Below are 13,903 nucleotides of genomic sequence, written 5' to 3' on the forward strand. Positions count from 1 at the left end.
ATCCACAGTGCCGTCGTCAGTTCGAGGACGAAGAAGGCGGTCAGGATCGCCGCGGCGATCAGCATCCGGCTGACACGGGTGTCCCCGGGGTGGTTGTGATCGTGGCCGGCGCCCATCAACGGAATATATGCGTAAAACCGCATATATGGCAAGGGCGCCTCGGCGCTCCTAGTGCCAGAACAACGTCAGGGAGTATCCGATCGACGCCAGTTCGCCGACACCCCCCAGCGCGGCGTAGACCTTCACGACGATCGAGAAGAACCACTGGTTCAGCGGCGGCGCGATCAACACGAACAGCAGGATGAAGAATCCGTACTGCTTGACCGGGGCCAGGGAGCGCTGCAGGCCGGGGCTCAGATGCGGCTCCAGCGCCCCGTAGCCGTCCAGCGGCGGAATCGGGATGAGGTTCAGCACGACCGCCATCACCTGCAGCAGGCCGAGAAATGCCATGCCGGACCAGAACACCGTGTGATCTTGCTGGTAGAAGAGCCGGGTGACACCGAGCAGCAGGACGGCCAGCACCAGGTTGGCGAATGGCCCGGCCAGGCTCACAACGGTGCGCTGCCACTTGGTCATCGCATCGGTGCGCACCCAGACCGCACCGCCCGGCAGGCCGATGCCGCCCATCGCGATGAACAACAGCGGCAGCACCATCGACAGCATCGGGTTGGAGTATTTGAACGGGTTGAGCGTCAGGTAGCCCCGCAGGGCGGCCTCGTGGTCGCCGAACCGCCATGCGGTGAACGCGTGCCCGAATTCGTGCAGGCACAGCGACACGATCCAGCCGGCGATGACGAGAATGAACACCCCGGCGTAGGCGAAAGGCCTGGTGGACTCGCCTGCCGTCCATGCCAGGACGCCGCCGACCGCGGTCACGGCCACCAGTACCAGGAAGATCGGGCTGGGACGTACCGACTGCTCGGCCGGGCGGATGCTCACCTGCACAAAGCTACCGCGCGCAGCCGCCTGAACACGGGATATCGCACCCTCAGCGCACGCGCAGCCAGCCCTCGGTGTGCCGGTAGAACGTCGACCGGCGCACCTCGCGCGGCGCCCCGACGCCGTCGCGCAGCACCCGTGCGCCGGTGGTGCCCAACTGGGCCGCCCGCCCGCTCACCCACCGGCCGTGCCGCAGCCGTCCGGTCTGCAGCCGGGCCCGCAGGCCGGGCATGGCCGTCGTCGGCTCGATGCGGACGCCGGGTGCCTCGCCGTCGAACAGCACGGTGTCATCGACGATCCCCTCGCCGTGGACGGTGGCCGCATCGCCGGGTGGCAACCAGTACGCCGCGCCGACGATGACCTGGCCGGTTTCGTCGCGGATCAGCGGAACGCGTCGCGCTGCAACGGTAGCTGCGCGCCGAGCGTTCCGCCGCCACAGGCCGGCCCGCAGCGGGGCGACCTCGACGTCGAGCCGTTCGGTGCGCAGCAGCCGGGTCAGTACGGCGGCCAGGTCGGCCTCGGTACCGACGACGATGACGCGGCGAGCTGCGCGCACCGCCGCGTCGATCGACGCGGCGGACTCGGCGTCGCCGGCGATGTCCCGGACCGGAAAATCGGCCAGCGGGCGGGGAACTCGGTGTCGGCCGAACCGGAGGACCACGAGGTCACTCGCGGTGTCTTGGGCGGCCAACGCAGCTCCTTGGCGACGGGTCGGGGTCATCTCGGATAGGGTGTGTCACCGGCTGGACACAATAAGCCATGAGTTAAGCGGGGATAAGCCATGCCGGCAATCGTCCTGATCGGCGCCCAGTGGGGCGACGAAGGCAAAGGGAAGGCCACCGATCTGCTCGGTGGCCGCGTGCAGTGGGTTGTGCGCTATCAAGGCGGGAACAACGCCGGGCACACCGTCGTCCTGCCGACGGGTGAGAACTTCGCGCTGCATCTCATCCCGTCGGGGATTCTCACGACAGGTGTCACGAACGTGATCGGCAACGGTGTCGTCGTCGATCCGGGTGTGCTGCTCGCCGAACTGAAGGGCCTCGAGGACCGCGGCGTCGACACCGAGCGGCTGCTCATCTCGGCCGACGCGCATCTGCTGATGCCCTACCACGTCGCCATCGACAAGGTGACCGAGCGCTACATGGGCAACAGGAAGATCGGCACCACCGGCCGTGGCATCGGTCCGTGCTATCAGGACAAGATCGCCCGCATCGGCATCCGGGTCGCCGATGTGCTCGACGAGGGCCTGCTGGCCGAGAAGGTCGGCGCCGCGCTGGAATTCAAGAACCAGGTGCTGGTCAAGATCTACAACCGGAAGGCGCTGGATCCCGACGAGGTGGTGGCGAACCTGCTCGAACAGGCTGCGGGCTTCACACACCGCATCGCCGACGCCAGGCTGCTGCTGAACACGGCACTCGACAACGGCGAGACGGTGCTGCTGGAGGGTTCGCAGGGTACCCTGCTGGACGTCGACCACGGCACGTATCCCTTTGTCACATCGTCGAATCCGACGGCCGGCGGTGCTGCGGTGGGCTCGGGGATCGGCCCCACCCGGATCACCACGGTGCTGGGCATCCTCAAGGCCTACACCACCCGCGTGGGTTCCGGCCCGTTCCCCACCGAGTTGTTCGACGAACACGGGGAGTATCTGGCCAAGACCGGTTGTGAGATCGGCGTGACGACAGGCCGTCGGCGCCGTTGCGGCTGGTTCGACGCGGTGATCGCCCGCTACGCCACCCGGGTCAACGGCCTCACCGACTTCTTCCTCACGAAGCTGGACATCCTCACCGGCTGGGAGCGGATCCCGGTGTGCGTCGCCTACGAGATCGACGGTCGGCGCGTCGAGGAACTGCCGTACAGCCAGAGCGACTTCCACCACGCCAAGCCGGTCTACGAGTACCTGCCCGGCTGGTCGGAGGACATCTCCAAGGCCAAGACCTTCGCGGACCTGCCGAAGAACGCGCAGGGCTACGTGAAGGCGCTGGAGGAGATGTCGGGCGCGCCGATCTCGGCGATCGGGGTGGGTCCGGGCCGGACCGAGACCATCGAGATCAAGTCGTTTCTCTGACGGGGGTCGTCTTGACAGCCTGTCCGGTCGGGCGGGCGGTGCGATACAGGGTGACGGGGTGCCGTGGCCGGGTGGCAAACCTAGCCTGGCGGTATGACCCCTCCGCCTGTTCTGCCTGTTTCCACCGCACCGCTCGCCGACCCCGAGACAGGGGCCGCGGTCAAGGCCGCGGACCGCGCGCATGTCTTCCACTCCTGGTCGGCGCAGGAGGTCATCGATCCACTGGCCGTCGCGGGCGCCGAGGGCTCGTACTTCTGGGACTACGACGGCAACCGGTATCTGGACTTCTCGTCCCAGTTGGTGAACACCAACATCGGGCACCAGCACCCGCGCGTGGTCGCCGCGATCCAGCGGCAGGCCGCGAGGCTCGCCACCTTCGCGCCCGCCTTCGCGATCGACGTACGCTCCGAGGCCGCCCGGCTGATCGCCGAGCTGACGCCGGGCGACCTGGACAAGATCTTCTTCACCAACGGCGGCGCCGAGGCGGTGGAGAACGCGGTACGGATGGCCCGGCTGCACACCGGCCGCCCCAAGGTGCTCAGCGCCTACCGCTCGTACCACGGCGCGACCGCCGCGGCGATCAACCTCACCGGCGACCCGCGGCGCTGGCCCTCGGACACCGCCGCGGCCGGCGTCGTGCACTTCTGGGGGCCGTACCCGTACCGTTCGCCGTTCCACGCCGCCGACGAGGCCGAGGAGTGCACGCGCGCCCTGGAACACCTGGAACAGCTCATCACGTTCGAGGGCCCGCACTCGATCGCGGCCGTCATCCTGGAGACGGTGGTCGGCACCGCGGGCGTGCTGATCCCGCCGGACGGCTACCTCGCCGGGGTGCGTGAACTCTGCGACCGCCACGGCATCGTGTTCATCCTCGACGAGGTGATGGCCGGCTTCGGGCGCACCGGGCGCTGGTTCGCCGCCGACCACTGGGACGTCGTGCCCGACCTGATGACCTTCGCCAAGGGCGTCAACTCCGGCTATGTGCCGCTCGGCGGGGTGGCGATCTCCGAGCGGATCGCCGCCACCTTCGCCACCCGCCCCTACCCCGGCGGCCTCACCTACTCCGGCCATCCGCTGGCCTGCGCCTCCGCCGTCGCCACCATCAACGCGATGCGCGACGAGCGGATCGTGGAGAACGCCGCCCACCTCGGCGAGACCGTGCTCGGCCCCGGCCTGCGCGAGATCGCCGAGCGCCACCCGTCGGTCGGCGAGGTGCGCGGCCTCGGCGTCTTCTGGGCCCTCGACCTGGTGAAGGACAAGACCACCCGCGAGCCCCTGGTGCCGTACAACGCGGCGGGCGCGGACAACGCGCCGATGGCCGAGTTCGCCGCCGCCTGCAAGCGCTCCGGCCTGTGGCCGTTCGTCAACATGAACCGTACGCACGTCGTTCCGCCGTGCACCATCACCGAGGCGGAGGCCAAGGAGGGCCTGAACCTGCTCGATCAGGCGCTCGCCGTGGCAGACCGGCATACGGTCGCCGCCACGGGCTGACGACCCGACAGATGTGATGGTACGGGCGGACATACGCGCGTCCGCCTGTACGGCAGTCCTCTGCGCATCCACCCACCCTCCTCGCCTATCGTGTGCGGATGCCATACGCGTGTACGAGCGCGCGTGCGGCCGGACGAGACGGGAGCGGGGATGCCGGAGGACGGCGGAACACCGGTGCGGCGCAGCAGCCTGCGCCAGCAGATCGCCGACGCCCTGCGGGACGAGGTGCTCACCGGACGCCTCCAGGCCGGACGGCACTTCACCGTCAAGGAGATCGCCGACACGTACGGCGTGTCCGCGACGCCCGTGCGCGAGGCGCTGGTGGACCTGGCCGCGCAGGGGCTGCTGGAGGTCGAGCAGCACCGCGGCTTCCAGGTGCGGCGGCTCACCGCGGCGGACTTCTGCTCGCTAACCGAGGCCAGGAACTTCGTGGTCGATGCGATCTTCCGGCACCTGGCCGAGCACGGCATCCGCGACCTGCCGGCCGAGGCGATCGCTTCGGTACGGCGCCGTGCCGAGGCCGCCGCCCGCGCCGCCCGGACCGGCGTGCTGGACGTGCTCATAGGCTGCGACCTGCGCTTCTGGCGGGAATTGGCGACGATCGACGGCAACCCTCACATCTGTGAATTCCTCGACCGGCTCCGGGCCCAGACCTGGATCTACGCGGCGCCGCACCTGCGCGGGCTCGCCGACCTCGCCGGCGTGTGCTGGTCGGACCACGTGGCCCTGGTGGACGCGGTCGCGGCGCGCGACATCGACACCGCGCGGCGGCTGATCACCGAGTACAGCAGGCACACCCGGGCGCTGATCGAGAAGCTGGCGCCGGCGCACTCCTGACGCGGCCGCCGGCACACTCCTGACCGGGCTCGCGGCGCACTCCTGACGCCGTTCGTGGCGCGCTCCCGGCCTGTTTGCCCGCGCGCTCCTGACGCGACCGGCGCCGCCGCTCTACGCTGGACGCTCCCGACCGGATGGAGTGTTCGTGGCCTGCGACTTGTGGCTGGTGCCGCTCGTGGACGTGCTCTGCCACAGCCCGGAAAACCCGTTCTCCGAGGAACTTGCCCGTTACGACAAGGCGTTGAGCGACGCCGGACAGCCCCCTGTCCCCGTCTACAGCTACATGCCGGGCCTGTCCGGAGACGTCGCGCCGGTGGCCTGCTTCGACTACGACGCCCTGCACTTCCTGCGCCGCGCCTATCTGCTCAGGCTGCAGAACCTGGAGGTCACCCCGGTCGACGCGCTCGGCGGGGACTACGAGCAACTGCTGGAGATGTTCGAGGACACCGCCCAGCGCTCGCACCTGGTCTGGCACTACGACCACGCGGGCGCGTACGTGCCCCTCGACTTCCCCCACCCCGTCGTCAACGACGAACTCCTCGAAGGCGGCGGGCCGCTCGGCTCCAGCCACGGGCTGCTGCGCGAGCTGGAGTTCGTCGCCCCGGCGATCGGCATCGACCCGGCCAACCCGCCGGCCGCCCCGGCCCCGCCGGACCGTCACACCACCCTCGAAGAGCCCGCCGTGCTGCCGCCCTCCGCGCTCGGCGGCGGCCCCTTCGCCCGCGAACACCACGTCTGGCTCGGCCTGCACGCGGCGGCGACCCGGTCGCTGGGACAGGGCTCGATGATCGTCTTCAGCTGACCGGCGGGCGCCCTCCTTCCCACGCCTACCGCGGGCCCTCCGGGGGCCGCTGTCGCGGCATGTTCGGCCGGGCGCTCGGGTGGGCCGGACGCGGCCCCGCCGGGGACACCACCGGCCACCACGCCGCGGACTGGGTCCGCAACGGCGCCCCCGCCGCGCTCGCGCCGAAGTCGACCATCCAGTCCGAGGTCTCCATCCGCACCAGGTCCGCGACGTCCTCGCAGAAGCGCCGCAGGATGCCCAGGCAGCGTTCGGCCGCCTCCGCGGCCGTGCCCTCGGTGGGCCCGAGCACCTCCCGTACGCTCTCCGACGCCCAGTCGAACCGCAGGTTGTCCAACCGGCGCCGCACCGCCTGCGCGGTGGCCACATCCCGCATCCAGCCCGAGGTGAGCCCGAGCAGCCGGTCGAAGCCGAGGCAGACCCCGGCCAGCAGCAGCGCCGGATACCCCCACACCGCGGCCCGGTGGGCGCCGCCGGGCCCCGCGGCCAGTTCGATCAGCGGCAGCGCCGCGCCCGCCGAGGCGCAGACGGCCGCCGCGACCCGCAGCCCGCGCGCCCCGCGCCGCTTCCACACCCGGTCGCGTGCGTACCAGTCGGCGGTCCGCAGCGCGCCCGCCTCCGCCCAGCGGTACAGCTCCTCAAGGCGCTCGGCGGGTTCCCCCCAGTCGCCGAGCGGGAACGGCAGCGCCCCCAGATCCTCGTGCTCGTGGCGCAGCGCCCGCCGCTGGGGCTCCTCCCGAGGGGTCTCTTCGGGGAACATGTCCGGCTGGCTCACTGCCCACTCCCTCGTGTGACCGCCATGGCGTATGTGACGTACGTGACCTTCAGAAGGCCGCACGGTTACCGGCCCGGTGCGAAGCTCTCTTCTTACCGCCGAACGGCTGAGCACGGAGTGGGGACCTCAGGTTTTCCGCCCGGACGAGCGGTGTGATCAGGTACAGGCCGTCCCACGGGGTCGCCCGCGGTCGCCCGAAAGAGTGAGGGCGGCCCGGCCCGCGACGGGCCACTACCCTGGTGAGGGTGAAGGTCCTTGTCATCGGCGGCGGCGCCCGCGAACACGCCCTGTGCCGTTCCCTGTCCCTCGACCCCGAGGTCACCTCGCTGCACTGCGCGCCCGGCAACGCCGGCATCGCGGAGGTCGCCGAGCTGCACCCGGTCGACGCCCTGGACGGCGCCGCCGTCGCAGACCTCGCCGCCTCGCTCGGCGCGGACTTCGTCATCGTCGGCCCCGAGGCACCGCTGGTGGCCGGGGTCGCCGACGCGGTACGGGAGCGCGGCATCGACTGCTTCGGGCCGTCCCGGGAGGCCGCGGCGCTGGAGGGCTCCAAGGCGTTCGCCAAGGACGTGATGGCCTCGTCCGGCGTACCGACGGCGCGTTCGTACGTCTGCACCACGCCCGAGGAGATCGACGTGGCACTCGACGCGTTCGGGGCGCCGTACGTCGTCAAGGACGACGGGCTGGCGGCCGGCAAGGGCGTCGTCGTCACCGGCGACCTGGCGACCGCGCGGGCGCACGCGCTCGCCTGCGTGGGGGCACCTCCCAGGCCCTCAGGGCCCAGGGGGAGGGTGGTGATCGAGGAGTTCCTCGACGGGCCCGAGGTGTCGCTGTTCGCGGTGACCGACGGCGAGACCGTCGTACCGCTCCAGCCCGCGCAGGACTTCAAGCGGGCGCTGGATGCGGACGAGGGGCCCAACACCGGTGGCATGGGTGCGTATTCGCCGCTGCCGTGGGCCGATCCCACGCTGGTCGACGAGGTCGAGCGGACGGTGCTCCAGCCGACCGTCGACGAACTGCGGCGCCGTGGTACGCCCTTCGCGGGGCTGCTCTACGCGGGGCTGGCGATCACCTCGCGCGGGGTGCGGGTCATCGAGTTCAACGCGCGCTTCGGCGACCCCGAGACGCAGGTCGTCCTCGCCCGGCTGCGCACCCCGCTGGCCGGGCTGCTGCGGGCGGCGGCGACCGGGCAGCTCGCCGGGTTCCCGGCGCTGCGCTGGAGCGAGGGCGCGGCGGTGACCGTCGTCATCGCGTCGTACAACTACCCGGACACCCCGCGGACCGGCGACCCGATCACCGGGCTCGCCGAGGTCGCGGAGAAGGACGAGCACGTGTACGTGCTGCACGCCGGCACGCGGGCGGCGGACGACGGGCGGATCGTCTCGGCGGGCGGCCGGGTGCTCTCGGTGACGGCCACCGGATCCGACCTGGCGAAGGCGCGGGAGCGCGCGTACCGCGCGGTGGACCGGATCGAGCTGGAGGGCGGGCACCACCGCACGGACATCGCGGCGAAGGCGGCGGAGGGCTGACCCGGAGGGCTGACGCCCGAGCTCCTGGAGTGGGTGGCTGAGGGACGAGGCCGGCCGCGGAGGGAGTGAGCAGGGGGACCGACCGGGAACGGGGTGGGCTGACGTCCGGGCTCCTGGAGTGGGTGGCCGAGGGACGAGGCCGGCCGCGGAGGGAGTGAGGAGGAGGACCAACCGGGAACGGACCGGGGCTGACGGTGCGCGGTGGCCGGGGAGCGGTTCCCACGGTGCGCCGCCCTTTAGCCAAAGCCACTCCAAGGAGTGATGGCTCCGCTATACGGATGACTCCTCACCGGCGCCCAACTAGGGTGCCCGGAAGGCGCACCGCGGGACATTGCGGCAATCAGCCGTGCGACATTGCGATGTCGGTGGGCGGTGCGACAGTGGGGTGGAGGCCGTCGCAGGGGCGGTCACCGCGAGCGCTGGGGGTGAGTCGCAGATGGCCGGAGAAGCGGGTGAGGGCCGAGCGCGGGCCCGTGCCCTGGCGGTGCTGCGGATCCGCGGTACGGCGCTGGCGGTCGTGCTGCTGCCCGCGGCGCTCGCGGTGGTGCTGCACGTGGGCGTCGCGACCGGGCGGTTCGGCCCCGGCTGGGACGGGGTGCGGTGGGCTGTGACGGGCGCCGCGCTGGCGGTGCTGCTGGTGGCCGTTCCGATCGCGGCCGTGATCGTACGGGCGAGGCCGGCGGTCAGCCCCACGGTCCCGGTCACGGAGGCGGCGGCACCCGATCTGTACCGGCTGGCGCGGGACTTGGCGGACCGGCTCCAGGTCCCGATGCCCTCCGCGATAGAGCTGACCCCGGACTGCGACAGCTGGCTGGAGGAGCGCCGGTCGGGGCGGCCGCGCGGGGTGCCGCGGTCCGCTGACACACAGCGGCCCGCGCCCGTGCTGGTCATCGGCTCGCCCTTCCTGTGGTGGATGCGGGTCGCCGAACTGCGGGCGCTGCTGGCCCCGGTGGTGGCCGGCACCGGACCCGCCGCCGATCCCGAGATATCCGCGGCCCGGCGGTTCGTCCGCGGGCTCGACGCGGCGGCCGGAGTCGCCGCGCAGGACGGTCGCCCCGTGCTCCTGCGGCCCGCGTACGCGGTGCTCGGCTGGGTGGTCCGGCTGCTGCTGCGCTGCTGCCGCACCCACGTGGCCGAGATGGAGCGCGGCGTCGCTCTGTCCTCCGCCGAGCGGGCGCAGGCCGTCGACTACGGGCTGCGCATCGTCGCCCAGGAACAGGTGGGCCTCGCCTACGCGGGCTGGGACCGCCTGCTCACCCGGGTGGCGCTGCCCGCGTGGCGGATGGGCCGCTGGCCCTCCCGGCTGGACGCGGGCGTCGTCGCCGCACTTACCGAACTCTCCCGCCGCGACCGCCTCGCCGACGGCTTCGAGACCCGCCTCGGCGAACGCCCCGCGTGCGACCTCCTCGAAGAGCCCGGCACCGTCGACGAGGCGGTGTCCCTCCTCGCGGCCGGCATCTTCCACGGCGGCCCCCCGCAGCCCGGCCCCACCTGGGCTCCCGTCTCCTGGGCCTGCTATCCCGAGGAAGTGGTCGACCGCATCTGGCGCACCGAGGCCACCCGCCTCATACGCGTCCTGGACGAGCTCGGCCCCCCGACCGCACCTGCGGCCCGGAGCGCTGAGCGGCCCGGCGGCGGGGGCCTGCTCTGGACCAAGGAGCGGGACGCACCGCTGCGCGGGAGCGGCAACGGGGTGCTGCTCGGCGGGCGGGCGGCTGCCCGGCAGGCCGCCGCGGTGTCCGACGAACCCGGCCGGGCCAGCCTCGCCCGCGTCATCGGCCGCCTCCGCTACGGCGGCAGCGAGGAGATGGCCGCGCGGATCGGAGCGCTGGTCGAACAGGACGAGGCGGGCCGCCCGCCCGCACCCGCACCCGTCACCCAGCTCCTCCCGCGCCGCACGCCCCGCGAACTGCTCACCGACCACGTCACGGCCATCGTCTGCTGCGCCGCCATCGACACCGCGGGTGCCACCGCCGGCCTCGACTGGCTCGACGGCCCCACCCTCCTCATCTCCGGCACCCGCCGTACGGACCTCACCCGGCCTGTCCTCCGGCTCGTCGAGAACGGGGACGCGGGCCCCCTCCATGCCTGGCTCTCCGAAGCCGGCGTCCGCCCGGACAAACCCCTCCGCCTCCTCTGACCAGCTCCCGCGGCCCGCAGCGACCCCGGGGGAGGCGCGCGCCTCACTCCCGCGTGACCGGAAGCGTTCGCTCCAGCCCCACCCGTTGGCCTGCAAAAGGACACGAACGGTGACGGCGAAGGAGCTTTCTGTGATCTGCTGGTTCTCGCAGACGCAATTGCATCGTGTGGAGGGAGGGGTCGTGGGGACGTATCGACGATGGGAGTCGGGGGCGCTCGCGCATGGGGTGTCGGACCCTTTCGGGCCGGGGCCGGTGCCGTGGTTGCGGGGGAGGCCGCAGTATCCGGCCGAGGCCGGGCAGGCGGTGCCCTGGTACGTCGATCTCGCCGTGAACAGCGGAAACGCGCCGCACACGTCCCACGGGTCGGGGCCTCGTACCGCCGATGACGTGCGGCGGCAGATCAAGGGGTTCGCGTCGGAGGGGGCCGTCGCACCCGGGGAGGCGATCGACTTCCGGATCACCGTGGACCCGCCCCAGGAGTTCACCGTCGACATCTACCGCATCGGGCATTACGGGGGCGACGGCGCCGCCCAGGTCACCACGAGCCCCCGGCTCTCCGGCATCGTGCAGCCCCCGCCGCTCACCGCGGGAAGGACGGTCTCCTGCCACCACTGGTGGCAGTCCTGGCGCCTCCATGTGCCCGCGTACTGGAGGACCGGCGCGTACGTCGCCGTCCTGACCACCGCCGACGGCTACCGCAGCCATGTGCCGTTCACCGTACGGGACGCGGACACCCGCTCCGCCGACCTGCTCCTGATCATGCCGGACATCACCTGGCAGGCGTACAACCTCTACCCCGAGGACGGCCGCACCGGCGCCAGCCTCTACCACGCCTGGGACGACGAGGGCCGCCTGCTCGGCGAGGAGGACGCCGCCACCACCGTCTCCTTCGACCGCCCCTACGCTGGCGCGGGCCTGCCCCTGCACATCGGGCACGCCTACGACTTCGTGCGGTACGCCGAGCGCTACGGCTACGACCTCGCCTACGCCGACGCCCGCGACCTGCACGCCGGCCGGGTCGACCCGACCCGGCACCGCGGCCTGGTCTTCCCCGGCCACGACGAGTACTGGTCGCGCCCGATGCGCCGGGCCGCCGAGGCGGCCCGCGCGGCCGGCACCTCCCTGGTCTTCCTCTCCGCGAACTCGGTGTACTGGCAGGTGGACCTCGCCCCCTCCCCGTCCGGCGACCCCGACCGCCTGCTGAACTGCCGCAAGCGCCGCGGCGACGCCAAGAGCAGCGCCCTCTGGCGCGACCAGGGCGAACCCGAGCAACTGCTGCTCGGCGTGCAGTACGCCGGACCCGTGCCGCACCCCTCGCCACTGGTCGTCCGGAACGCCGACCACTGGCTGTGGGAGGCCACCGGCGCGGCCGAGGGCGACGAGATCCCGGACCTGGTCGCGGGCGAGGCCGACCGCTACTTCCCGCGCACCCCGCTCCCGGAGTCCACCGAGCGCGTCCTGCTGGCCCACTCCCCGTACGAGGCCGCCGACGGCCGCCGGCGGCACCAGGAGACGTCCCTGTACCGCGCCCCCAGCGGCGCGTACGTCTTCGCGTCCGGCACCTTCGCGTGGTCCCCGGCCCTGGACCGCCCGGGCCACGTCGATCCGCGCGTCCAGCGCGCGACCGCCAACCTCCTGGACCGTATCTGCAAACGCGACTGACGGGACGCGACCGACTGACGGACCGACCGCCGCGACCGGCCGCCCCACTGGCCGGCAGGAACGGACCGACCGGCCCCGACTGACTGACCCGACTGACCGACGCGACCGACCGGAACGGACCCGGCCTGGACAGCGAACCCCGCGTGCGGCCTCCGCACGCGCCCCGCACGCGCACCCTTGCGCGCCCCACCCGCGTCCGTAGGCGAGAATCGTGAGCTGAAGCACCGAGTGGGGAGGACCACCCATGTCCGGATTCGTCGACAAGCCCGAGCCCGTGCAGGTACCCGGGCTCGAGCACCTGCACACCGGCAAGGTGCGCGACCTGTACCAGAACGCGGCCGGTGAGCTGGTGATGGTGGCCAGCGACCGCATCTCCGCGTACGACTGGGTGCTGCCCACCGAGATCCCGGACAAGGGCCGCATCCTCACCCAGCTCTCCCTGTGGTGGTTCGACCTGCTCGCGGACCTGGCCCCGAACCACGTGATCTCCACGGACGTGCCCGAGGGCGCCCCCGCCGAGTGGGCCGGCCGCACCATGGTCTGCCGCAGGCTGCGGATGTTCCCGGTCGAGTGCGTGGCCCGCGGTTACCTGACCGGATCCGGTCTGGCCGAGTACGAGCGGGACCGCACGGTCTGCGGCCTCGCGCTCCCCGAGGGCCTGGCCGATGGCTCGGAGCTGCCCGCGCCGATCTTCACCCCCGCCACCAAGGCGGAGGTCGGCGAACACGACGAGAACGTGTCGTACGAGGAGGTCGCCCGCCGGGTCGGCGCCGAGACCGCGGCCCGACTGCGCCAGGCCACCCTCGCGGTCTACGGCCGGGCCCGCGACATCGCCCGCGGGCGCGGCATCGTCCTCGCCGACACCAAGTTCGAGTTCGGCTTCCCGGAGGGGGACGACGAGCGGTCCCTGGTCCTGGCGGACGAGGTGCTGACCCCGGACTCCTCCCGCTTCTGGCCCGCCGACCTGTGGGAGCCCGGCCGCCCGCAGCCGTCCTTCGACAAGCAGTTCGTACGGGACTGGCTGACCTCGCCGGCGTCCGGCTGGGCCCGCACCGGCGAGCAGCCGCCCCCGGAGCTGCCGCCGAGCGTCGTCGAACAGACCCGGGCGCGCTACGTGGAGGCGTACGAGCGGCTGACCGGCCTGCCCTGGTCGTAGGGCGGCCCGGCATGGCACGACGAAGGCCCCGGTCTCATTGACCGGGGCCCTGATCATTGTGGAGCGGACGACGAGATTCGAACTCGCGACCCTCACCTTGGCAAGGTGATGCTCTACCAACTGAGCCACGTCCGCAGGTGCTGCGACCACTCTACCCGATCGGCCGAGGCAGCCCGAAACCCTTTCCGGGACGCGCATACGGACGTGCGGGTGGAGGGGCGTGCAGGCGTATGCCCCGCGCGTACGACAAGGGCCCCGGTCTCATTGACCGGGGCCCTTGTCATTGTGGAGCGGACGACGAGATTCGAACTCGCGACCCTCACCTTGGCAAGGTGATGCTCTACCAACTGAGCCACGTCCGCAGGTGCTGCGACCACTCTACCCGATCGGCGGAAACCACCGATCCCGGTCGAGTGACCAGAGCGGGCGACAGGAATTGCACACTGCCCCTCCCCCCTGGAAGGGGGGCGCTCTGCTACTGAGCTACACCCGCACAACCCCCG

At 72.0% G+C, this 13,903-nt stretch carries 11 protein-coding genes and 3 tRNA genes; 8 read left to right on the forward strand and 6 right to left on the reverse strand.

Going from position 1 to position 13,903, the window contains the following annotated elements:
- Positions 1–168 precede the first annotated feature (168 nt).
- Positions 169–939 (reverse strand): site-2 protease family protein, encoded by a 771-nt coding sequence (locus tag VIW71_RS11105; RefSeq protein ID WP_331621928.1) that lies wholly within the window; start codon positions 937–939, stop codon positions 169–171.
- Between the two features lie 49 nt (positions 940–988).
- Positions 989–1,630 (reverse strand): hypothetical protein, encoded by a 642-nt coding sequence (locus tag VIW71_RS11110; RefSeq protein ID WP_331621929.1) that lies wholly within the window; start codon positions 1,628–1,630, stop codon positions 989–991.
- 90 nt (positions 1,631–1,720) lie between these two features.
- Between VIW71_RS11110 and VIW71_RS11115 the strand changes: the two genes are divergently transcribed.
- The 4 genes from VIW71_RS11115 (at position 1,721) to VIW71_RS11130 (ending at position 6,137) form a co-directional block, all read left to right on the forward strand.
- Positions 1,721–3,007 (forward strand): adenylosuccinate synthase, encoded by a 1,287-nt coding sequence (locus tag VIW71_RS11115; RefSeq protein ID WP_331621930.1) that lies wholly within the window; start codon positions 1,721–1,723, stop codon positions 3,005–3,007.
- A 93-nt stretch (positions 3,008–3,100) separates the two neighbouring features.
- The gene (locus VIW71_RS11120) at positions 3,101–4,498 is read left to right on the forward strand and encodes an aspartate aminotransferase family protein (RefSeq protein ID WP_331621931.1); all 1,398 of its coding nucleotides are present in this window, start codon (positions 3,101–3,103) and stop codon (positions 4,496–4,498) included.
- Positions 4,499–4,648: 150 nt separating this feature from the next.
- Positions 4,649–5,335 carry a GntR family transcriptional regulator gene (locus VIW71_RS11125; protein ID WP_331621932.1) on the forward strand — a complete coding sequence of 229 codons (687 nt, stop codon included), beginning with the start codon at positions 4,649–4,651 and terminating at the stop codon, positions 5,333–5,335.
- 145 nt (positions 5,336–5,480) lie between these two features.
- Entirely contained in the window at positions 5,481–6,137 is a 657-nt protein-coding gene (locus VIW71_RS11130; RefSeq protein WP_331621933.1) for a hypothetical protein, read from the forward strand.
- A gap of 25 nt (positions 6,138–6,162) precedes the next feature.
- Here VIW71_RS11130 and VIW71_RS11135 read toward each other — a convergent pair whose 3' ends face one another.
- The gene (locus VIW71_RS11135; protein WP_331621938.1) at positions 6,163–6,897 is read right to left on the reverse strand and encodes an SLATT domain-containing protein; all 735 of its coding nucleotides are present in this window, start codon (positions 6,895–6,897) and stop codon (positions 6,163–6,165) included.
- 260 nt (positions 6,898–7,157) lie between these two features.
- Between VIW71_RS11135 and purD the strand changes: the two genes are divergently transcribed.
- From purD to VIW71_RS11155, 4 genes are all read left to right on the forward strand, one after another.
- Positions 7,158–8,441: a phosphoribosylamine--glycine ligase gene (purD, locus tag VIW71_RS11140; protein WP_331621934.1), complete on the forward strand. Its 1,284-nt coding sequence runs from the start codon at positions 7,158–7,160 to the stop codon at positions 8,439–8,441.
- A gap of 436 nt (positions 8,442–8,877) precedes the next feature.
- A complete protein-coding gene (locus tag VIW71_RS11145) occupies positions 8,878–10,581 on the forward strand; it encodes a hypothetical protein (RefSeq protein WP_331621935.1) in 1,704 nt (567 codons plus the stop codon).
- Positions 10,582–10,762: 181 nt separating this feature from the next.
- Complete coding sequence (locus VIW71_RS11150) at positions 10,763–12,244, forward strand: N,N-dimethylformamidase beta subunit family domain-containing protein (RefSeq protein ID WP_331621936.1); 1,482 nt, start codon at positions 10,763–10,765, stop codon at positions 12,242–12,244.
- Between the two features lie 244 nt (positions 12,245–12,488).
- Complete coding sequence (locus VIW71_RS11155; RefSeq protein ID WP_331621937.1) at positions 12,489–13,400, forward strand: phosphoribosylaminoimidazolesuccinocarboxamide synthase; 912 nt, start codon at positions 12,489–12,491, stop codon at positions 13,398–13,400.
- Positions 13,401–13,459: 59 nt separating this feature from the next.
- Here VIW71_RS11155 and VIW71_RS11160 read toward each other — a convergent pair.
- The 3 genes from VIW71_RS11160 to VIW71_RS11170 form a co-directional block, all read right to left on the reverse strand.
- Positions 13,460–13,535: transfer RNA gene (locus tag VIW71_RS11160), tRNA-Gly, on the reverse strand.
- Between the two features lie 151 nt (positions 13,536–13,686).
- Positions 13,687–13,762, reverse strand: a tRNA-Gly gene (locus VIW71_RS11165).
- A gap of 59 nt (positions 13,763–13,821) precedes the next feature.
- A tRNA-Gly gene (locus tag VIW71_RS11170) sits at positions 13,822–13,893 on the reverse strand.
- Positions 13,894–13,903: the final 10 nt, after the last annotated feature.

It is taken from the genome of Streptomyces sp., from assembly GCF_036524955.1.
GTDB lineage: Bacteria > Actinomycetota > Actinomycetes > Streptomycetales > Streptomycetaceae > Actinacidiphila.